Annotated in this window: 18 protein-coding genes; 10 read left to right on the forward strand and 8 right to left on the reverse strand. The window is 72.0% G+C overall.

All coding sequences use genetic code 11. The annotated features are described in order from the left end of the window. Nucleotides 1-10 precede the first annotated feature (10 nt). Nucleotides 11-1,234: an LLM class flavin-dependent oxidoreductase gene (locus FRCN3DRAFT_RS0222665; RefSeq protein ID WP_007508959.1), complete on the reverse strand. Its 1,224-nt coding sequence runs from the start codon at nt 1,232-1,234 to the stop codon at nt 11-13. A gap of 868 nt (nt 1,235-2,102) precedes the next feature. Here FRCN3DRAFT_RS0222665 and FRCN3DRAFT_RS0222670 point away from each other — a divergent pair. The 5 genes from FRCN3DRAFT_RS0222670 (at nt 2,103) to FRCN3DRAFT_RS45745 (ending at nt 7,602) form a co-directional block, all read left to right on the forward strand. Next, entirely contained in the window at nt 2,103-3,668 is a 1,566-nt protein-coding gene (locus tag FRCN3DRAFT_RS0222670; RefSeq protein WP_007508957.1) for an ABC transporter substrate-binding protein, read from the forward strand. A 91-nt stretch (nt 3,669-3,759) separates the two neighbouring features. After that, the gene (locus tag FRCN3DRAFT_RS0222675) at nt 3,760-4,710 is read left to right on the forward strand and encodes an ABC transporter permease (protein ID WP_007508955.1); all 951 of its coding nucleotides are present in this window, start codon (nt 3,760-3,762) and stop codon (nt 4,708-4,710) included. Beyond that, the gene (locus tag FRCN3DRAFT_RS45740) at nt 4,707-5,756 is read left to right on the forward strand and encodes an ABC transporter permease (RefSeq protein ID WP_007508953.1); all 1,050 of its coding nucleotides are present in this window, start codon (nt 4,707-4,709) and stop codon (nt 5,754-5,756) included. The genes FRCN3DRAFT_RS0222675 and FRCN3DRAFT_RS45740 overlap by 4 nt, the downstream gene beginning before the upstream one ends. Further along, nucleotides 5,753-6,640 carry an ATP-binding cassette domain-containing protein gene (locus tag FRCN3DRAFT_RS0222685; RefSeq protein WP_007508951.1) on the forward strand — a complete coding sequence of 296 codons (888 nt, stop codon included), beginning with the start codon at nt 5,753-5,755 and terminating at the stop codon, nt 6,638-6,640. The genes FRCN3DRAFT_RS45740 and FRCN3DRAFT_RS0222685 overlap by 4 nt, the downstream gene beginning before the upstream one ends. Then, complete coding sequence (locus tag FRCN3DRAFT_RS45745; RefSeq protein ID WP_007508948.1) at nt 6,637-7,602, forward strand: ABC transporter ATP-binding protein; 966 nt, start codon at nt 6,637-6,639, stop codon at nt 7,600-7,602. The genes FRCN3DRAFT_RS0222685 and FRCN3DRAFT_RS45745 overlap by 4 nt, the downstream gene beginning before the upstream one ends. Nucleotides 7,603-7,752: 150 nt before the next feature. Here the strand turns inward: FRCN3DRAFT_RS45745 and FRCN3DRAFT_RS0222695 are convergent, their stop codons facing one another. Further along, nucleotides 7,753-8,079 (reverse strand): rhodanese-like domain-containing protein, encoded by a 327-nt coding sequence (locus FRCN3DRAFT_RS0222695; protein ID WP_007508946.1) that lies wholly within the window; start codon nt 8,077-8,079, stop codon nt 7,753-7,755. Between the two features lie 36 nt (nt 8,080-8,115). Between FRCN3DRAFT_RS0222695 and FRCN3DRAFT_RS45750 the strand changes: the two genes are divergently transcribed. From FRCN3DRAFT_RS45750 to FRCN3DRAFT_RS0222715, 4 genes are all read left to right on the forward strand, one after another. After that, nucleotides 8,116-8,757 carry a TetR/AcrR family transcriptional regulator gene (locus FRCN3DRAFT_RS45750; protein ID WP_007508945.1) on the forward strand — a complete coding sequence of 214 codons (642 nt, stop codon included), beginning with the start codon at nt 8,116-8,118 and terminating at the stop codon, nt 8,755-8,757. A 378-nt stretch (nt 8,758-9,135) separates the two neighbouring features. After that, nucleotides 9,136-9,924 carry a TauD/TfdA dioxygenase family protein gene (locus FRCN3DRAFT_RS0222705; protein WP_007508943.1) on the forward strand — a complete coding sequence of 263 codons (789 nt, stop codon included), beginning with the start codon at nt 9,136-9,138 and terminating at the stop codon, nt 9,922-9,924. A gap of 78 nt (nt 9,925-10,002) precedes the next feature. Beyond that, entirely contained in the window at nt 10,003-10,935 is a 933-nt protein-coding gene (locus FRCN3DRAFT_RS0222710) for a glutathione S-transferase C-terminal domain-containing protein (RefSeq protein WP_084174270.1), read from the forward strand. 83 nt (nt 10,936-11,018) lie between these two features. Further along, a complete protein-coding gene (locus tag FRCN3DRAFT_RS0222715) occupies nt 11,019-12,464 on the forward strand; it encodes a tetratricopeptide repeat protein (protein ID WP_007508939.1) in 1,446 nt (481 codons plus the stop codon). A gap of 458 nt (nt 12,465-12,922) precedes the next feature. Here FRCN3DRAFT_RS0222715 and FRCN3DRAFT_RS0222720 read toward each other — a convergent pair whose 3' ends face one another. Both FRCN3DRAFT_RS0222720 and FRCN3DRAFT_RS0222725 read right to left on the reverse strand, forming a co-directional pair. Further along, nucleotides 12,923-13,573, reverse strand: coding sequence for a hypothetical protein (locus FRCN3DRAFT_RS0222720; RefSeq protein WP_007508936.1), 651 nt, complete (start codon nt 13,571-13,573; stop codon nt 12,923-12,925). A gap of 119 nt (nt 13,574-13,692) precedes the next feature. After that, a complete protein-coding gene (locus tag FRCN3DRAFT_RS0222725; RefSeq protein WP_007508935.1) occupies nt 13,693-14,304 on the reverse strand; it encodes a hypothetical protein in 612 nt (203 codons plus the stop codon). Nucleotides 14,305-14,377: 73 nt separating this feature from the next. Here FRCN3DRAFT_RS0222725 and FRCN3DRAFT_RS54225 point away from each other — a divergent pair, with 73 nt between their 5' ends. Further along, entirely contained in the window at nt 14,378-14,572 is a 195-nt protein-coding gene (locus FRCN3DRAFT_RS54225) for a hypothetical protein (protein WP_027140848.1), read from the forward strand. 38 nt (nt 14,573-14,610) lie between these two features. Here FRCN3DRAFT_RS54225 and FRCN3DRAFT_RS56390 read toward each other — a convergent pair whose 3' ends face one another. The 4 genes from FRCN3DRAFT_RS56390 to FRCN3DRAFT_RS0222750 form a co-directional block, all read right to left on the reverse strand. After that, entirely contained in the window at nt 14,611-14,994 is a 384-nt protein-coding gene (locus FRCN3DRAFT_RS56390; RefSeq protein ID WP_007508933.1) for a hypothetical protein, read from the reverse strand. A 235-nt stretch (nt 14,995-15,229) separates the two neighbouring features. Further along, complete coding sequence (locus FRCN3DRAFT_RS0222740) at nt 15,230-16,597, reverse strand: NtaA/DmoA family FMN-dependent monooxygenase (RefSeq protein ID WP_007508928.1); 1,368 nt, start codon at nt 16,595-16,597, stop codon at nt 15,230-15,232. Nucleotides 16,598-16,718: 121 nt separating this feature from the next. Continuing rightward, on the reverse strand, nt 16,719-17,933 hold the full coding sequence (locus tag FRCN3DRAFT_RS0222745) for an LLM class flavin-dependent oxidoreductase (RefSeq protein WP_007508926.1): 1,215 nt from the start codon (nt 17,931-17,933) through the stop codon (nt 16,719-16,721). A gap of 124 nt (nt 17,934-18,057) precedes the next feature. Next, the gene (locus FRCN3DRAFT_RS0222750) at nt 18,058-19,365 is read right to left on the reverse strand and encodes an LLM class flavin-dependent oxidoreductase (RefSeq protein ID WP_007508925.1); all 1,308 of its coding nucleotides are present in this window, start codon (nt 19,363-19,365) and stop codon (nt 18,058-18,060) included. Between the last annotated feature and the right edge of the window lie 24 nt (nt 19,366-19,389).

Here is a 19,389-nt window from a genome sequence, read left to right on the forward strand (position 1 = left end):
TCGCCAGCCGTCAGGCCGGTCTCCCGGCGGGCGCACCGGCGCCGGCGGGAACGGATGGGACAGCAACAGGCGGCGACGCGGCCAGCGACGGAGTGGCCGGCGACGGCGGATCGGGTGACGCCAGCAGGCCCCGGGCGCGCAGCAGCGCCGCCGCGCCCTCAGCCAGCTGGTAGGCCTCCTCCAGGTGCGGCTGGCCGGAGAGGATGAAATGGTCGAGGCCGAGCGCGTGGTACTCCTCGATCCGCTCGGCCACCTGCTCGTGGCTCCCGACGATCGCCGTGCCCGCGCCGCCGCGCACCAGGCCGTAGCCGGCCCAGACGTTCGGGTACACCTCCAGGCGGGTGCGGTCGCCGCCGTGCAGGGCCGCCATCCGCCGCTGCCCGACCGACTCGCTCGCGGCGAAGACGGCCTGGTGGGCGGCGATCCGGGCGTCGTCGAGGCCGGCGAGCAGTCGGTCCGCCTCGGCCCATGCCTCGGCGGCGGTGTCCCGGCTGATGACGTGGAACCGGATGCCGAAGCGCGGGTCACGCTCCCGGCCAGCCGCCGCGGCCAGCGCCCGCACCCGGTCGAGCCGCTCGGCGATCTGCGCCGGCGTCTCGCCCCAGGCCAGGTAGACGTCGGCGTGCCGGGCGGCGACCCGCTCGGCGGCGGGGCTCGCGCCGCCGAAGAAGACCGGCGGTGGCCCCCAGGGACTGGCGTCGACGCTCGCGTCCCGGACGTCGTAGTGCGCGCCGGTGAAGTCGAGCGGCGGGCTTGCGCCGGCGACGCCGCGCAGCACCGTCAGGAACTCGTCGGTACGGGCGTAGCGCTGGTCATGGTCGAGGTGGTCGCCGAACCGGCGCTGCTCGGCCGAGTCGCCGCCGGTGACGATGTTGAGCAGCAGCCGGCCGTCGGAGACCCGCTGGAAGGTGGCGGCCTGGTGCGCGGCGAGCGTCGGCGAGATCAGCCCCGGCCGGAAGGCGACCAGGAACCGCAGCCGGGTGGTGACCTGGCTCAGCGCGGCGGTGACGATCCAGGCGTCCTCGCACCACAGCCCGGTCGGGGTGAGCACCGCCTCGTAGCCAAGCTGCTCGGCGGCCCGGGCGATCTGCCCGAGGTAGCCGACGGTCGGTGCCCGGAACCGCGAGAACCGCGGCGCGCCGTCGGCGCCGTGCCGCGGCTCGCCATCCCCCGAGCCGACGATGCCCCTGTCGTCGCCGTTGGTCGGCAGGTACCAGTGCAGGTGCAGCGGCACGACGTGTGGTTCTCCTTCGTGACGGCGGTCGCCCGCGGGGCTGACCTCTGCGCGGGCGCCGGGTGTGGCGGCTGTGGCGGGCGAGCGATGAAGGCAGCCCGGCAATAGCCGTAGGTACGGCACGGGGCTCGTGGGCGCTGCTGCTGCGGGGGTCGGGGCACGCGCCGGCGGCCGTTTCCCGGCGCGCAGGGAAAGCGGAGTGCCGGCGGGCCCTACCGCGCAAACGCGACAGCCGAGCCCAGCACCGGAACGCGCCGAGCGTCGCATCGCGACGCAGGCCCCGTCAACCGCCAGGACGGTTCACTGCGCGATTGCTGCCGAATTGTTTCTCGCCTTTGACCGCGCCGCCGCGGCGCCGCCAACCGGCACGGAACGGGGCCTGCGACACGGGTCACAGCCTGCCCCGATCGCAACAGCAATGTTGCATATCCACCATCCTGGTCGAGATTGTGGGATACGCTGCCGGTCATGCAGCCGCCATCCGTCTCCCGGCGCGGCCCCCGGCCGCTCTGTCGGGGATCGGCGCAGGTAGCGGTACCACTCACCAGCCGACGCGCGGTCGACCTGATGCGGGTTGCCAGCCGACTCTGTAGCTGAGCCCGCGACCAACCGGCCGTGTGCCCGCCGCACCCTGGCTGCCGGGCCGCCCGTAATGGCGCCGCACAGGCGTTCAGGGATGCCCTCTTCTCCGGCACGACGAGCCCCATGCGTGCTTTCCAGACGCTGACGCCAAATCTCCGCCGCCCGGCACGACGAGGTTCCACATGTCCCTCTTCGGCGAGTCCCGGCGACGCACCCATATCTCTGCCGCCTTCTTTCGCTCGCCTTCTCTTCGCCCTTTCGACGATGCCCAAGGAGCACACAGGCCATGAAGGTCAGACCCCCCAGGCCGAGGCTGGGTTTCCACCGCCCGCGCCGTTCGCTGGCGCTGACCGCCGTCGCGGCGGTCGCCGGGCTGGTCCTCGCGGCCTGCGGCGGCGGAACGACCAGCGACGACGGTGGGACGAGCGGGAGCGGCGGCAAGGGGGCCGACCCGAACGCGACGGTCACCATCGGCCAGGTCCTCGAGCCCGGCACGCTCGACATCACCACGGGCTCCGGCGTCGCCATCGCGCAGGTGCTGCTCGACAACGTCTACCAGGGGCTGCTGGGGCGTGACGAAAAGGGCAACGTGTCTCCGGAGCTGGCGGAGGACTACAAGGTCTCCGGCGACGGGCTCACCTACACCTTCACCCTCCGCGACGGGGTGACCTTCCACGACGGCACCCCGCTCAAGGCGTCGGACGTGGTCTCGTCGCTGAGCAACGTCATCGCGCCCGGGTCGAAGAACCCGAACGCCGGCGACCTCGTCTCGCTCGCCTCGGCCTCGGCGCCTGACGACGCGACGGTCGTGCTGAAGCTGAAGAACCGCGACTCGAACTTCCCCTTCTGGCTCAGCGGCGCCGCCGGCGCGGTGCTCAAGGAAGGGGCGGCGAACCTCGCCAGCACGGCCGTCGGCACGGGGCCGTTCAGGTTCGACTCCTGGAAGCACGGCGACAGCATCACGCTGGTCCGCAACGACGCCTACTGGGGCGCGAAGGCGAGCGTCGCCAAGGTCGTCTTCCGTTACATCACCGACGTGAACGCGCAGAACAACGCGGTGAAGACCGGCCAGGTCGACGTCGGCTCGATCCTCGACTCCGACCTGTTGAACAGCTACGAGGGCAACCAGGACTTCGTGATCGCCAAGGGCGCGTCGACCGACAAGTTCACCCTGGGGTTCAACACCGCCAAGGCCCCGCTGTCCGACGAGCGGGTCCGACACGCGATCCGCCAGGGCATCGACAAGGACGGCCTCATCAAGACCTTCGGCCGGGGCATCCGGATCGGCGGCGACGTCCCGCCGCTCGACCCCTGGTACGAGGACCTCACCGGCATCGACAAGTACGACCCGGCGAACGCGAAGAAACTGCTCGCCGACGCCGGCCACGCGGGCGGCCTCAGCCTGACGCTGACCATCCCGAACATCTACCCGACCACCATCTCCGAGTACATCGCCTCACAGCTCAAGGAGATCGGGGTCAACCTGACGATCCGCTCGGTCGAGTTCCCGACCTGGCTGACCGACGTCTTCACCAACCACGACTACGACCTGAGCGTCGTCGACCACGCCGAGCCGCGCGACCTCGGCAACTACGCCAAGACGAGCTACTACTGGGGTTACAACAACCCGCAGGCCCAGCAGCTGTACCAGGCCGGGGTGACCGCGACCACCGACGCCGACCGGGACACCAACTTCAAGGCGCTGGCCAAGCTGATCTCCCAGCAGGCCGTCAGCGACTGGCTGCTCCTCGGCGAGTCCCTCCAGGTCGCCAGGACCGGCGTCACCGGTTATCCGACGAACAACATCTCGTCGCGCTACGACGCGTCGAAGATCGTCGTCACTCGCTCGTGACGAACCCGTTCGACCACCGGCGGGCGCCGGCCGAGCCATCGTGCCCGGCCGGTGCCCGCCGGGCGTGGGTCGCCCACCGCGAGGCAGCGCCATGGCACTGATCATCCTGCGCCGGCTCGGCCTGTTCGTGCTCTCGCTGCTGGTGGCGAGCGTGCTGGTGTTCCTGCTGCTGCGGCTGCTGCCCGGCAACGTCGCCCAGGTGATCGCCGGGACCAGGGCGACGCCGGAGCAGGTCGCCCGCATCAGCCACGACCTCGGCACCGACCGGCCGCTGGTCCAGCAGTACCTGAGCTGGATCGGCGGCGTGCTGACCGGGGACTTCGGCACGTCCGCCCTCAACGGCGTCTCCGTGTCGGACGAGATCGGCGAGAAGCTGGCCGTGACCGCCCCGCTGGTCGCCGGGGCGACCCTGCTCGCCGCCCTGGTGGGGGTGCCGCTCGGGATCGTCGCCGCGGCCCGCCACCGCGGCCCGGCCGGGCACGCGCTCTCGGTCGTGAGCCAGCTCGGGATCGCCGTGCCGAGCTTCTGGGTCGGCCTGATGGCGACGACCGTGTTCGCCGTCCACTGGCGCCTGCTGCCCGCCGGCGGGTTCCCGCGCGACGGCTGGGCGCAGCCGGACACGGCCGTGCGCTCGCTGGTGCTGCCGGTGCTCACCCTGGCGCTGCTGGAGGGCGCGGTGCTGCTGCGGTTCACGCGCTCGGCGACGCTGGAGGTGCTGCACGCCGACTACATCCGCACCGCGAGGGCGAAGGGCCTGACCAGGGGCAGGGCGCTGGTGCGCCACGGGGTCCGCAACGCCGCGCTGCCGGTGCTCAGCGTGCTCGGCCTGGAGTTCGCCAGCCTGCTGCTGGGCGCGGTCGTGATCGAGAACGTCTTCGCGCTACCGGGCATCGGCCAGATGCTCATCGTCGACGTCGGCAACCGCGACCTGCTGAAGGTGCAGGGCACGGTCCTGCTGGTCGCCGTCGCCGTGCTCGTCGTCAGCTTCCTCGTCGACCTGGGCCACCGCCTGCTCGACCCGCGGCTACGGGAGGCCCGGTGAGTGGGCCCGGCAGGGCCGCCGGTGGGGCGCGGTTCGCCCTGGGGGCGGTGGCGACGGCGCGGGCGGTGCTGCGCACCCGGTCCGGGCGGCTGGGTGCCGCCCTGTCCAGCCTGATCGTGATCGCGGCGGTGGTGTCACTGCTGTGGACCCCGTACGACCCGACCCAGGTCAAACCGGCCGACTCGTGGGCGCCTATGTCCGGCCGTCACTGGCTGGGCGCGGACCGGCTCGGCCGCGACCTGTTCAGCCAGCTGCTCGTCGGCTCCCAGATCACGCTGGTCGTCGCCGTAGGAGCCACCGCGCTGGCGGCGATCGTCGGCCTCACGCTGGCGCTGCTCGCGACCGTGACCCCACGGGTCGTCGGCGAGGGGTTCGTGTACCTCATCGACATCCTGCTTGCCTTCCCGATGCTGCTGCTCGCGCTGGTCCTGGCGGCCGTCTTCCCGGGCCACGCCTGGACGACGGTGGTCGCGCTCGGCATCGGGATCGGCATCCAGGTCGGCCGGGTCACCCGCGGCGAGATCAACCGGGTGCTGGCCACCGACTTCGTGCTGGCCGCCCGGGCCGCCGGCGCCGGGACCTGGCGGATCATTTCCCGCCACCTGCTGCCGAACGCCATGCCGACGCTCTACGTCCAGCTCTCCCTGTCGGCGGGGATCGCGGTGCTCGCCGAGGCCGCGCTGTCCTACCTCGGCCTGGGCACCCCGCCGCCGACGCCGTCCTGGGGCCGCAGCCTGCACGAGCTGCAGGCCTACCTGACGTTGCGTCCGCTGGTGCTGCTCTGGCCCGGTCTCGCCGTCGTGCTGACCGTCCTCGGCTTCAACCTGCTCGGCGACGGCCTGCGTGAGGCCGCCGACCCGCGCCTGCGGTTCCCGACCCGCGCCGTGCCTGACGCGGCCGTGCCTGACCTGGCCTCGTCCGCCGCGCCGCCCAGTCCTGCCGCGCCCGGTTCCACCACGCCCAGTTCCGCCGCAGCCGGTCTTGCCGCGCCCGGTCCTGCCGCGCTTGGGTCGCGAGCGCTCGGTCCGCTGGACGGTGCGCGGTGAGCGCGCCGAACGAGCCGCTCTTGCGGGTCAGCGACCTGCGGGTTCGCATCGGCGGCGTGCCCGTCGTCGACGGAGTCGACTTCCAGGTGGACGCCGGCGAACGGGTCGGGCTGATCGGCGAGTCCGGATCAGGCAAGTCGCTGACGGCGCTCGCGGTCCTCGGCCTGCTGCCCGAGGCGGCGACGGTCAGCGGCAGCGTCCGCCTCGCCGGCGCGGAGCTGATCGGCCGCTCCGACCGGGAGCTGTCCCGAATCCGGGGCAACGAGATCGCGATGGTCTTCCAGGAGCCGCTGACCGCGCTCAACCCGCTGATGCGGATCGGCCGGCAGATCGGCGAGCCGCTGCGCATCCACCGTGGGCTGTCCCGCCGCGCCGCCGACGCGGCGGCCGTGGAGCTCGCCGACCGGGTCGGCCTTCCCGACCCGGATCGGCTGGTGCGCGCCTACCCGCACCAGCTGTCCGGCGGGCAGCGCCAGCGCGTCGGCCTCGCGGTCGCGCTCGCCTGCCGCCCGGCGCTGATCCTGGCCGACGAGCCGACGACCGCGCTGGACGTCACCGTCCAGGCGGAGGTGCTGAGCCTGCTGACCGACCTGGTGGACGAGATGGGGGCCGCGTTGCTGTTCATCACCCACGACCTGGCCGTCGTCGCCGCCGTGACCCGCCGCCTCGAGGTCATGCGGGCGGGCCGGCTGGTCGAGTCCGGCCAGACGGGCGACGTCCTGCGCCATCCCGACCACCCCTACACCCGCGCCCTGCTCGCGGCCGCCCACGCCACCACGTGGCCACCGACCACGGGCGGCGCCACCATCGGCGCCGGCTCCAGCACCAGCTCCGGTGCCGCCGCGAGCCGCCCGACCCAGGCGCGGAAGGCGGTCCGACCGTGACCGACACCCGCGTGGGCGATCCGGCCGCGGATGGGGCCACGGCTACGGGCCCAGCCGTGCTCTTCGAGGCCAGGGGGCTGTCCAGGTCGTTCCGGCTGCCGCGCGCCGAGCGGCGCACGGCCGGCTGGAAGGCCGGCCAGGCTGACGGCGACTCCCACATCCGGCGCGCCGTCCGGGACGTCACCCTGACGCTGCTCGAGGGGGCGAGCCTCGGGATCGTCGGCGAGTCCGGCTCCGGCAAGTCGACGCTCGTCCGGCTGCTGCTCGGCCTCGACCGCCCCGACGCCGGGACGGTGAGCTACCGCGGTCGGCCGGTCCGCGACGGCCGACCCCGCGACCTGCGCTGGCTGCGCCGCGACGTCCAGGTGGTTCTGCAGGACCCGGTCGCCTCGCTGGACCCGCGGATGACCGTCGAGGCGATCGTCGCCGAGCCGCTGGAGTGCCTGCGGATCGCGGAGAACCATGACGCCCGGGTCGACGAGGTGCTGCGTGCCGTCGGCCTGGCGCCGGACGTGCGGCGCCGTTACCCGCACGAGTTCTCCGGCGGGCAGCGCCAGCGGATCGCGATCGCGCGGGCGCTCGCCCCCCGCCCGCGGGTCCTCGTCGGCGACGAGCCGGTCAGCGCGCTGGACGTCTCCGTGCGGGCGCAGATCCTCGACCTGCTCGCGGAGCTGACCGTCGCCAACCTCCTCAGCCTCGTCCTCGTCTCGCATGACCTGGGCGTCGTCGCCCGGCTGTGCGACCAGGTCGCGGTGATGCGCGCCGGCGAGATCGTCGAGCAGGGGGGCACGTCCCAGGTCCTGGAGAACCCGGCCCACCCGTACACGACGGCTCTGCTCGCCGCCGTCCCCCGCCTGCCGTCCCCGTCCGACCCCGACCCCAGCCTCAGCGCCGACCCCAGCGCCGACCCGCCGCGCCGCGATCCCGGCCAGGCAGGACCCGATGACGACGAACCCGGCTGACAGGCGGGAAGCCGACGGGCGGCCGCCCGACCGGCGGACAACCGACCCGGACCCCAGGCACGCGAGCCGCCCATGATCTGGTGTGATCTTCGGGCCCCCGACTCCCAGGATCACACCAGATCATGAAGCGCGGCTCCGGCGGCGCGCCGCCTAGGCCGATTCGGTGGGCAGGCCGGCGGCCACCCAGTCCTCGATGCCCTCGCGGTACTTGCGGACGTTGGAGTAGCCGAGCGCGGCGAGCCGGTCGGCGACCTGCCCGCTGTTCGGGCAGGACGGGTTGGTGCAGTAGGTGACGATGGCGGCGTCGCGGTCCGGCAGCACGGCGGGCGCCTTCGCGTCGACCTCGGCCAGGACCAGGGGCAGCGCGCCGGGCAGGTGCTGCTGCGCGTAGTACCCGCCGCCCAGCGCGTCGACGACGGTCACGTTCCCCGCGCCGATCGCCGCCTTCAGCTCGTCACGGGTGATGAGTGCGGTCATGCCACTACCTCCAGAGAATCGGACTATAGTCCGGTTGTGCAGGAGAACCTTAGCGGACCGCAGTCCGGTTATGCAACACCGGTGGAGCTGCTTCGCTCGCCGCCACCCAAGGAACGGGCCGACGCCGCTCGCAACCGGGTCGCGGTGCTGGACGCGGCCGCCCGGCTGTTCGCCGAGTACGGGGTGGCGGCGGTCTCCATGGACCAGATCGCGGCGGCGGCCGGCGTCGGCAAGGGCACCCTCTTCCGCCGCTTCGGCGACAAGGCCGGCCTAGCGGTCGCGCTCCTCGACACACGGGAGCAGGTGCTGCAGGAGGCGATCCTGCACGGGCCGCCGCCACTCGGCCCCGGAGCGCCGCCGGCCGACCGGCTTACCGCGTTCGTCGACGCGTACCTCGACTACCTGCTCGAACACCTGGACCTGGTACGGATGTCGGAGACCGCGACACCCGGCGCCCGCTACCGGATCGGGGCCTACCGGTTCTGGCACCGGCACACGGCGATCCTGCTGGACGGCGTGCCCGACCCGGACCACGCCGCGCACGCCCTGCTCGCCGCGCTCGCCGCCGAGCATGTCGCCGCGCTGCTGCCGGAGCTCGGCGAGCCGCGCATCAGAACCGGCCTGCGCCGCCTCGCCGAGAACCACTCCGCGTCGCCCCGCCGTTCCCCGGCACCCTGACGAGCATCTCGACGCCGCGGCCACGGCGCGGCCGTGCGCCCGCGACCGTGTGCCCCGGGCCGTGTGCCGGGGCCGTGCCGCGATGCTGTCGCGCGGCTGTTACGCCCCTATGCCGCTATGTTCATAAACCCGATAGGGATTGCGGAATTGGTGGGAGCGGAGTTAACGTCGGGCTGTCCCACGGGGGCGGGGCCCGATCGGCCCGCTGATCCTCGGGGCGCACGTTTCGACGACGGACGGGAAAGGGCCGCGTCGTCGACCGCGACCAGGGAGGCGTTCGGCGCTTTCCGATCCAGGCTGCGACGGCCACGCAGCGCGGTCTTTCCGGCTGACCGCGCTCGATTGGCAGACGCTCCAATCCATTTCGAGGGGGACACGGTGACCGCTGTCCGTACCGCGCCTTATGAAGTCCGCCAGGCCAGCCCGGTCCTCGGGGCCGAGATCGTCGGCGTCGATCTGGCGGGTGGTATCGACGACGCCACCGCCGAGGCACTGCGCGAGGACTTCTGGAAGTACAAGGTCCTGGTGTTCCGCGGGCAGGACCTCTCGCCGGACGCGCACGTGCGGGCCGTGCAGATCTTCGACGAGCCGTTCGACCACCCCCGGTGGCTCCACCGCCACGAGGACAACCGGCTGGTGTACACCTTCAACCTCGAGAAGGGCGGCGCCGCCTCGGCATGGCACATCGGCGGCACCTGGCGCACCCCGCCGTTCAACATCGAGTCCCTGACCTACCAGGTAGTGCCGGAGATCGGTGGTCACACCCTGTGGGCCGACCTGCAGGCGGCCTACGACGGCCTCTCGGAACCGTTCAAGCAGCTGCTGGCATCGGTCAGCGCCGTGTACAGCGCCTACCCCGGCGACGGAACCTATGACCGGCCGCCGGTGACCGAGACCGTCGAGCACCCGGTCGTGCGCACCCACCGGCACACCGGCCGCAAGGGGCTGTTCCTCAGCTCGACCGCGCTGCGCCTGACCGGCATCGCCCCGGCCGAGGGCGAGGCCCTCCTGCCGTTCCTCCTGGCGCATGCCTCCTCCCCCAACTACACCGTGAGCTTCGGCTGGAAGCCGGGCGACTTCGTGCTCTGGGACAACCTGGCCGCCTGGCACTACGCGGTGAACGACTACGACGGCCCCCGCGTCTACCGCAAGGTCATCGGCGGCTGACCGGGCTCCGACGCATCGGCCCGACCGGAATACCGGAGATGGCCGCGGCGGTGGCAGCGCCGCGACCTGACCAGGAGGATGACCGTGTCCCAGACGGCGAGTGCCACCTGTGCCAGCCCCACCGGCTCTGCCGGCCCAAGTGGCTATGCCAGCCCTACCGACGTCGCCACCCATGGCGCGTACACGATCAGGCGAGACCCGGCGGACCCGCGCCCGCTGTACCGGTTCACCGGGCGGATCACCGCGGACGGGTCGAGCGGCTACCGGGCCGAGCCAGGGCGGTACCACATCTACTCCGGCTGGTTCTGCCCGTGGGCGCAGCGGATCACCTTGCAGATCGCTCTCAACGAGCTGGAAGACGTGATCGGCGTGTCCTACGTCGACAACAGCCGTGACGCCCGCGGGTGGGCGTTCCGCGAGACCAACGGCCCGGACCCGGTGAACGGGTTCACGCTGCTGCGCGACGCCTACGAGACGACCGAGCCCGGGTTCGACGGCCACGTCTCCGTGCCGACGCTGTGGGACCGCGAGACCGGCCGGGTCGTGAGCAACGACTACGTCACCCTCGGGATCGACCTCGCCACCCAGTTCGGCGAGTGGTCCAACGGCGCCGACACCTATCCCGAGCGCCTGCGCGCCGAGATCGCCGGGCTCGAATCCTGGATCGGCCCAGCGGTGAACCGCGGCGTCCACCGGGCCGCCAACGACGAGGCGGCCCGCGCGACGCTGCTCGACGCGTTCACCCGGCTCGACGGCCGACTCGCCGACGCCCACTACCTGGCAGGCGGCCAGCTCAGCGAGGCCGACATCCGGCTGTGGGTCTCCCTGGTCCGCTACCGTGGCCGCGCCCACGGCCTGGACCGGCTCCCACCGCTGTCCGACTACCCGAACCTGTGGGCCTACGCCCGTCGCCTCTACCGGCTTCCCGCCTTCCAGGCGACGACCGACTTCACCACCTTCACCGACCCCGCCGTCGCCCTCCCCGACTGGAACACTTCGCCGGCCGCGTGACCGCCGAGGTCGCTGCGGTCGCGGCACCGGGCTTGCCTCACGGTCGACCAGTCTCCCTGGTTACGAATGGGGATAATGGGTGGGTGATCGACGGGGGCAGCAAGAAGGTGGCCGGCGATGGGCGCGAGGGGTGGGACTTCTTCGTCTCGTACACCGCGGCGGACCAGGCATGGGCGGAGTGGATCTCGTGGCAGCTTGAGGCGGGCGGATACCGTGTCCTCGTCCAGGCGTGGGACTTCGTCGCCGGGACGAACTGGCAGATTCGCATGCAGCAGGGAATCCTACGGGCTCAGCGCACCGTCGCCGTATTGTCCGCTGCCTATCTGTCGTCGGTGTACGGCCAGAACGAGTGGTTGGCCGCCCAGGCAGCGGACCCACACGGCTTCGCCCGCAAGCTCCTGCCAGTCCGGATCGAGGACTGCCCACGGCCGGGCCTGATGAGCGCCATCGTCTCCATCGACCTGTTCGACCTCGATCCCGCCCAGGCGAACCGCCATCTACTCGACCGTGTCCGTCATGCGGTCAGTGGTCGGGCGAAACCCGCCACAGCGCCGGACTTCCCGGTCCACCGGCTAAACGCGCCAACCAGCGAACCGGTCTTTCCCGCGGGCACACCGGAACGTGCCGGCACGTCGGCTGACTACAATCAGTCACGAGGGCTGAATGATGAACTCGTCCGGCAGCGCGGTGAGCTCGGCGCCGACCACCTCGAGACCCTGGCGACCGCGGACAAGCTGTCCTTGGAGCTGATCCGGCTCGGCGATCGGCAGGAGGCACAGGCGCTCGCAGAAGACACGCTGCGACGACGCCGCAGCGTCCTCGGCGCCGACCATCTGGATAGCCTGACCACGGCGAGCATTCTCGTCCTCGCGCTGAGTGGGCTCGGTGACCACGAGACCGCGCGGACAGTCGCCGAAGACACCTTTCAAAGGCTGCGCCGCCTCCTCGGCGCTGACCGCGCCGAGACCCTGACCGCCGCGAATGACCTGGTCGACGCGCTGATCGGTCTTGGCGACCACAAAGCGGCACGGACGCTCGCCGAGGACACGCTGCAACGACAGCGCCGCGTTCGTGGCGCCGACCACGCCGAGACCTTGGCCACCGCGCACCACCTCGTCGGCGTGCTCAACCGCCTCGCCGACTTCAAGGCGGCACGGACGCTCGCCGAGGACACCCTGCGACGGGAGCGCCGCAAGCTCGGCAACGACGACGCCGAGACGCTGAACAGCGCAGACGATCTCGCGTTCGCGCTCAGCGGACTTGGTGACTACCAGGCGGCACGGACACTCGCCGAGGACACGCTCCGACGACGACGGACCGTCGGCGCCGACCGGGCCGAGACCTTGACCACCGCGCACAATCTGGCGATCGACCTGATCCGGCTCGGTGACCACAAAGCGGCACGAACACTCGCCGAGGACACCCTGCGGCGGCGACGCCGCACCCTCGGCGCCGACCATGCCGACACACACGCCACCGAAAGGGTCCTTGCCATCGCGCGCGAGGAGGCCCGGCGCGCCACGGGCTAAGACCTGACATCGACGCCGGGCTGATGTGCAGGCGTCGTGCGCGACGAGGCTACGACGGCCGCGCACGAACTCGAAGTTCCGCGCTGGTGGCTGACGAGCCCGCCGAGGACCGTTCTCGTGAGTACGCACGAACTGGCCTGGAGTCGACGAGGGAGACGACCGCCTGGCGCAGGTCGGCTCCGCGCGGTCCTGGATCAGGAGAAAGTCGCCGAGAGGCTCGACCGCCATTACCTGAACGAGTTCCTCTGTGCCAAGAACGTGTGCCTGCCGGTGTAGCACTGGAGGCGCGGGTTCTCCACTGGTCTCGGAGCATCCTGACGAAGGTAAACCCGACCTCTACGGTCGCGACGAAGAGGAGGCCACCCAGCAGAATGCGGCTAACCCCGGGTGTCGAAGCCGGGCCTGGTCACGCCGGTCACGCCACGGGTCCTCCACGGGCCGTCGCCCCAGTCCATCTCTTAGCGTGATGCCATGGAGGCCAGGTGTTCGGCCGCGGCGCGCCATGACGCCGGATCGCCTGAGCAGATCTTGTCGAAGAATGTCGAGATGTCGCTGACGTCCCGCCGCTCGCCGCAGTACCGAAGCAGTGTGTTGGAGGCGTGGTAACGGACCAGGTACTCGTGGTCGGTGACCGCACGCGCGAGCGCGTCGACGAGGTGCTCGGTCGGCGGGAATCCGCTCAGCGCGATGGCCGCGTCGAGGCGGTTGCCCCAGAAGGTCTCGACGCCGCGTGCCGTCACGGTCGTGAGCACCCGAACGATCGGTCTGGCCCACGCCTCGTCGCCGGTCAGCGCATACAGCGCCTCGGCGAGCCGCACCAGGAAGGTCCCCTGGCCATCCGGAACCGCTGCCCGCAGCAACGTCTCGGCTCCGTCGGGTACCAGTCCCGCCTCGGCCAGCGCGATGAACGACTGGGCCGCCACCTCGTCGTGCTGCGCGACGCCGACGGCCAGACTGATGCCGACATCCGCCCGGTTGGCTCGCGCCAGCTCCAGCAGCCGGCTGAAATCCGGACCCTCGTGCCAGACCATGAACGGGTCACCGAACACGGCCCGCCGCCAGTCGTCCCACGACGTACTCGGTGACCGTGCGCCAGCCCCATCAACCATCACCGCCTCCACATCCACACCACGTCAGGCACCATGCCCGCCTCGCCACCGATCCTCGTCGCGGACCGGCGGGCGGCCTCCGCCGACCACGCTCCAGCCCCCCGGCCACGTCAGAACATCTATTCCGGGGTCGTCGACAGGAGATAGTTCGCCCACCGCCTGATGCGCAGGCGCCTCGCCCAGTACAGGTCGCGTGCTCCCGGGGGCGCCACGACGCCGCCCGCGCGCGGGTCGCCCGCGAACCACACCGTCGTGAACTCTTCGAACTCGCTCGGGTGCCGGCCCCACCGCCACATGCTCACCGAGAGGCGCAGGATGGTTGGCCGCCCGTTGGGGCCCCGCTCGGCCAGGCCGTGCGCCGGGCCGTCGCCGGTGGGGATGGCCCGCGACTGAGCCTTCGCGCCCGGATCGAGGATCAGCACGGGCGCGGGGATGCGTCTGTTCACGGTGACCTCGCGAAGCCTGCCCCGCCGGGACACCCACGGGTTCCTGGCTAACACCCATCGCATGCGCAGACAGTTCAGGAAACCCGGCAGGCCGTAAAGCAGCGCAAAGCCGCCGCTGGTCAGAGGAAACGTGAGAGCCTCGCGCTCGTTGACGGACCGACCGGCGGCGTACCGGTACAGGACGAGGGAAGCCACGACAGCCGCGCCCCCGACGGCCAGCAGGGCTAGGGCATGCCGCTGGTACCTCGCCAGCGCGGCAGCCGTCGCCCGATGATCCAGGGCCATTCCCGACGGCGGGGCGAGCGCCCTGCGTTTCTTCCCGCTCCTACTGATTTTTCAACCAAGGCATTTCGGGTTGATGATCGTCGACGTGCGCGGCGCTTTCCCGGCTGAAGAGCACGGCGTCGACGGTGATGAGCCGTCGGCGGCGGTGGCCGTCAGTGATCTGGTGGGATTTTCGGAGCTGGGACTCCGAGGATCCCACCAGATCATGAGCAGGCCGATGATCTGGTGGGATCCTGGGTGCGGCTCGGCGCGATGGTCGTGGGACTGAGCGGGAGTCATGACCGCCAAGACTTCCGCGCCTCCCACTCAGTCCCACGACCATCGCGGGAATCCCTCGTCGTCCACGCCGACGTACCCGACGGCATCGCCGATTTCGACGGGATCGACGTCCACATCCTCGACAGGTGGGCTGGCGTAGAGCATGCGGGCGAGAGTGTCCTGCGCCGTCTCATGGTCCCAGGCGCGGACGTCGACGAAGAGGTGGAACCGGAAGCCCCTGGTCGGCCATTCGCAACGACAGCCGCGGCACCGCCACTGTTCCGGTCCACCGAAACATGATCCACTCGCCCATGTTCCGTCCTGCTGCAGGCCCACGCTCCGGTCGGAGCGAAGGCCATGGGTGACCGGGTAGGCATCCGTCCGTCCGCAGACGGGACAGGCTGGGGAAACCGCGCCTTCGTCGCCGCTCATTCGGCACACGGTACCCAGGGCATTCCGGCGGATGGGACGGTGGACCGTAGGTACACGGCGGCGCCGGGCCTCCTTCGTCCCTGAGACCGCCGTTGGCCACGGTCACGGCCAGTTCGGTGCAGGGGCCAGGACAGAATGCCGTGGGGATGGCGACGCTGTCGGCTCGCCCCTACCGGCACGCTGTCCTGGCCGGTCTGGTGCGCCCGCGCGGCTGCGTCGGCGTGCGGGCGCGGGCCTATGCGACCGCGGCTGGCACCGGAGCGGGTTCCGGCACCGGGATGCGCAGGTTGTCGCGCAGGGTGCTGCCGGCGTAGTCGGCGCGCAGCGAGCCGCGTTCCTGCAGCAGCGGGACGACCTTGTCGACGAACTCGTCGAGGCCGGTCGGGGTCAGGTGCGAGCCGAGGATGAAGCCGTCCGAGCCGTCGTTCTGGACGAACGCGTCCAGCTGGTCGGCGATCTGGGTCGGGGTGCCGACGAACTCGGTCCGGCTGAACAGGTGGATGGCGAGCTCACGCAGCGAGAACCTGTTCGCCTCCGCGATCGCACGCCACTCCCGGACCGTCGCGAACGGATCCTGGTGCAGCCGCGCCCGGCCCTGGATGACCCACGGCTCGTCCGGGTCCGGGTCGACGTCCGGCAGCGGGCCGTCCGGGTCGTAGCCGGACAGGTCCCGGTTCCACACCGCTTCGAAGAGGACCTGCGCGGTCCTGCCGGTGACCTGGGTCCGGGCGATCTCGCGTGCCTTCTCGGCCGCGTCGGTCGCGGTGTCGCCGAGCACGAACGCGCCGCCGGGAAGGATGCGCACCGAGCCCGCTGGGCGACCCGCGCGGGCGACGCGGTTCTGGATGTCGCGGTAGAACTCCTGTGCCTCGGCCAGCCGGTGGAACGGAGAGAAGATGGCGTCGGCGGTGGCCGCGGCGAAGTCCCGGCCCTGCGGGGACACCCCGGCCTGCAGGATCACCGGCCGTCCCTGCGGGCTGCGCGGCACGTTGAACCGGCCCGAGACGTCGAACTGCCAGCCACGGAAACGGAACGCACCCGCGTCGCCGTCGCGCAGGAACCGGCCGTCGTCGGCGTCCGCGACCACGGCGTCGGGCGCCCAGGTGTTCCACAGCCGGCGAGCCACGGTCACGAACTCCTCGGCCCGGATGTACCGGTCGTCCCGGTGCAGGAAACCACCACGCCTGAAGTTCTGGCCGGTGAAGGCGTCGAAGGACGTGACGACGTTCCAGCCAGCGCGGCCGCCGGACAGGTGGTCGAGAGAGGCGACTTGTCGGGCGAGCTCGTAGGGCTCGTTGAACGTCGCATTGAGGGTGCCGACCAGCCCGAGGTGCTCCGTGACCGCGGCCAGCGCGGCGAGGACCGGCAGAGTGTCAGGACGGCCGACGATGTCCTGATCGAAGATCTTCCCAAGTCGTTCGCGCAGGATGAGGCCCTCGGCGAGAAAGAAGAAGTCGAACTTCCCCCGCTCCGCCGTCTGCGCCACGTGCTTGAAGGTGGAGAAATCGATCTGGCTGCCGGCGGCCGGGTCCGACCACACCGTCTGGTGGTTGACGCCTCCGACATAGGCGCCGAGGATGATCTGCTTGCGCGCACCGCTCATGCCGAGTACCTCGAATCGCGGGTCGACGGGGTCAACGGGGCCACTGCCAGCGGAGTCGTCGCCAGCGGGGTCGTCGTCAGCGGAGTGGTCATGGTCAGCGGGGTCGTCGTCGCCATCGGGCTCAGTGGGCGGCGATCGCGTAGCGGTTCGCGGGCCGGCCAAGGCCGAGGAGCCCGCGCAGCGTGTCCGCCTCGTACGCGGTGCGGAAGGCGCCGCGGCGCTGGAGCTCGGGAACCAGGGCGCGGGTGATGGCCTCGAGGTCGTGCGGGACGGCGCCGGGCCGCAGCCGGTAGCCGGACAGTCCGGCGCGCTGCCAGCCGAGCAGCAGATCGGCGAGCTCCGCCGCGGTGCCAGTGAAGACCAGGGCGTCGCTGGCGTACTCCTCCCCCGCCGTCTCGTCGAGGCGGTCCTTGCGGGCGGCGGCCGCCGCGGCGGTCTCGTCGAGGAAGACGACGAGGTCGCCGAAGACGTGGATGGTCTCGCCAGCCCGGCCGGCCGCCTCCTGCTCCGCGCGGATCTCGGCCACGATCGCCGCCGCACCGGGCTCGTCGCGCGGGGTCACGTACACGATGTCGGCGGCGCGGGCGCCGAGCCGGTACGGGATGGTCGCGTGCGCGAGCGCCGAGACGACCGGCTGGCCCTGCGGCGGACGCGGCACGATCGACGGACCGCGGACCTTGAACCAGCGGCCCTCGAAGTCGATGTAGTGCAGCTTGTCCCGGTCGACGAACCGGCCGGAGGCGACGTCGCGGATCTCCGCGTCGTCCTCCCAGCTGTCCCACAGCCGGCGCACGACCTCCACGAAGTCCGCGGCCTCGTCGAAGGACTCGGCGACCACGGCCTGCACCTCGGGGCTCTGGTAGTCGGCCAGCCGGAACGGGCGAACCGTGCGCCGGCCGAAGTGCGAGTTCTCCGCCGGGCGCGACGTCTGGGCCCGCCAGCCGGCCCGGCCCTGGCTGGTGAAGTCGAGGGTGGCGATGGCCTTCGAGATGTGGAACGGCTCGGTGTGGCTGACGGTCGCCGTCGGCACCAGGCCGATGTGGCTGGTCAGCGGGGAGACCCGGGCCGCGATGAGCACCGCGTCGAGCCGGCCGCGCACCTGGTCGGTCCGGTCGTCCGGGCCGTCGAAGCCGGACGACTGCAGGCCGAGCGAGTCCTCGATGGTGACGAGGTCGAGAAGGCCGCGTTCGGCCTCGAGCACCTGGTCGAGCCAGTAGCCCGGGGTGAACAGCTCCGCCGGCCGCGCGTCGGGCTCACGCCAGGCGGCGGGATGCCAGCCGGCGCCGTCGAGCGCGACGGCGAGGTGCAGCGGAGCCGTGGTCGCCGGATCTGCCATGGGAGTCGTCTCCTTCTCGTCTTTCTCGTCGGCTTCGCGTGCTGTCAGCTCCGGGCCGCGTCTGGCCAGCCCGCGGGACGCGTCGGTGCGGTGTCGGGTGCGGACCGGCCGTCCGGCGGACCGGTCAGCGGCGGCTCCATTCGTCGGCCAGCAACTCGTAGGAGCGCACGCGGTCGGCGTGCTGGTGGGTGATGGTGGTGATGGCCAGCTCGTCGGCGCCGGTCGCGGCCCGCAGCTGCTCCAGCCGGTCGGCGACGGTGCGCGGCGAGCCGACCAGCTGCGTGCGCACCCGGTCGGCGACCAGCTCCCGCTCCTCGTCCGTCCAGGTGTGCGCGAGGGCGTCCTCGGGAGCGGGGAACGGGATCGCGCCCGAGCCCGCGCGGATGCTCAGCACCCATGGCCCGTAACCGGCGGCCAGGCGCGCGGCGGTGTCGTCGTCCTCGGCGACGACGACGTCGGCGGACACGGCCACCAGCGGCCGCTCGAGCCGCGCCGAGGGGCGGAACGCGGCCCGGTAGGCATTGATCCCGTCGAGCACGGTGCTCGGGCTGTGGTGGTAGGAGGCCGCGAACGGCAGCCCGCGCTGGCCGGCGACCTGCGCGCTCACGCCGCCCGACGCGCCGAGGATCCAGATCTCGAGGTCGGCGCCCTCGCCCGGAGAGGCGTGCGCCGGCAGGCCGCCGGGGGAACGGTAGGTCCCCGCGAGCAGCGCCAGCACGTCGTCGATCTGCTCGCCGTAGTCCGGGGCGTAGGCGCCGGGCTGCTGCAACAGCGCCAACGTCAGTCCGAGCCGGTCGGAGGCGAGCAGCCTGCTGATGTCGAACTTCTTCGGCAGCAGGAGGCCGCCCGCGGTGTACTCGTCGGCGGTGTGGTTGGCACCGCCGAGGGACGCGACGTAGTTCGCCGCCGCGCCCGCGGCGTCCGCGGCACCGGCGGCGCTCGTCGCGGCTCCGGGTCCGGCTCCGGCTCCGGACGAGACGAGCGCGGCGCCCGCGGTCACCGGTGTTCCCGCCGGGGCGGGCGGGCCGGCGGATGGCGACGGCTGCGCCGCTTCGACGGGTGCCGGCCCGTCGCCGCCCTTCGGCGCGGGCCGGCTCAGGGACCGGCCGATGCCCAGGTCGAGCCGGCCGGGGAAGGCAGCGTTCAGCAGCCCGAACTCCTCGACCACGGACAGCGGGGTGCGGTGCCCGATCTGGACGCCGGCCGAGCCCAGCCGGATCGTTCTCGTCGCGGCGCCGACCAGGGCGATGGTGACCGCGGCGGAGGCGCCGATCACGCCGCTGGCGAGGTGATGCTCCGCGAGCCAGTAACGCCGGTAGCCGAAGGCCTCCGTCCGCCGAGCCAGGTCGACCGCGTTGCGCAGCGCCTCGGAGTGCGTCGCGCCGGCGCTGACCGGGACGAGGTCGAGGACGGAAAGCGGAACATCGGACATGGCATGCCTCCTGTGGTTGCGCCC

The sequence above is a fragment of the Pseudofrankia saprophytica genome (genome assembly GCF_000235425.2).
GTDB classification, from domain to species: Bacteria; Actinomycetota; Actinomycetes; order Frankiales; family Frankiaceae; genus Pseudofrankia; species Pseudofrankia saprophytica.

Excerpts from the sequence above, each read along its gene's own strand:
- FRCN3DRAFT_RS0222725 (WP_007508935.1), bottom strand. The coding sequence starts at position 14,304 with ATGGCCCTGGATCATCGGGCGACGGCTGCCGCGCTGGCGAGGTACCAG.
- FRCN3DRAFT_RS56390 (WP_007508933.1), bottom strand. The coding sequence starts at position 14,994 with ATGAGCGGCGACGAAGGCGCGGTTTCCCCAGCCTGTCCCGTCTGCGGA.
- FRCN3DRAFT_RS0222740 (WP_007508928.1), bottom strand. The coding sequence starts at position 16,597 with ATGAGCGGTGCGCGCAAGCAGATCATCCTCGGCGCCTATGTCGGAGGC.
- FRCN3DRAFT_RS0222745 (WP_007508926.1), bottom strand. The coding sequence starts at position 17,933 with ATGGCAGATCCGGCGACCACGGCTCCGCTGCACCTCGCCGTCGCGCTC.
- FRCN3DRAFT_RS0222675 (WP_007508955.1), top strand. The coding sequence starts at position 3,760 with ATGGCACTGATCATCCTGCGCCGGCTCGGCCTGTTCGTGCTCTCGCTG.
- FRCN3DRAFT_RS54225 (WP_027140848.1), top strand. The coding sequence starts at position 14,378 with ATGATCGTCGACGTGCGCGGCGCTTTCCCGGCTGAAGAGCACGGCGTC.
- FRCN3DRAFT_RS0222720 (WP_007508936.1), bottom strand. The coding sequence starts at position 13,573 with ATGGTTGATGGGGCTGGCGCACGGTCACCGAGTACGTCGTGGGACGAC.
- FRCN3DRAFT_RS0222695 (WP_007508946.1), bottom strand. The coding sequence starts at position 8,079 with ATGACCGCACTCATCACCCGTGACGAGCTGAAGGCGGCGATCGGCGCG.
- FRCN3DRAFT_RS0222710 (WP_084174270.1), top strand. The coding sequence starts at position 10,003 with ATGACCGTGTCCCAGACGGCGAGTGCCACCTGTGCCAGCCCCACCGGC.
- FRCN3DRAFT_RS0222750 (WP_007508925.1), bottom strand. The coding sequence starts at position 19,365 with ATGTCCGATGTTCCGCTTTCCGTCCTCGACCTCGTCCCGGTCAGCGCC.
- FRCN3DRAFT_RS0222670 (WP_007508957.1), top strand. The coding sequence starts at position 2,103 with ATGAAGGTCAGACCCCCCAGGCCGAGGCTGGGTTTCCACCGCCCGCGC.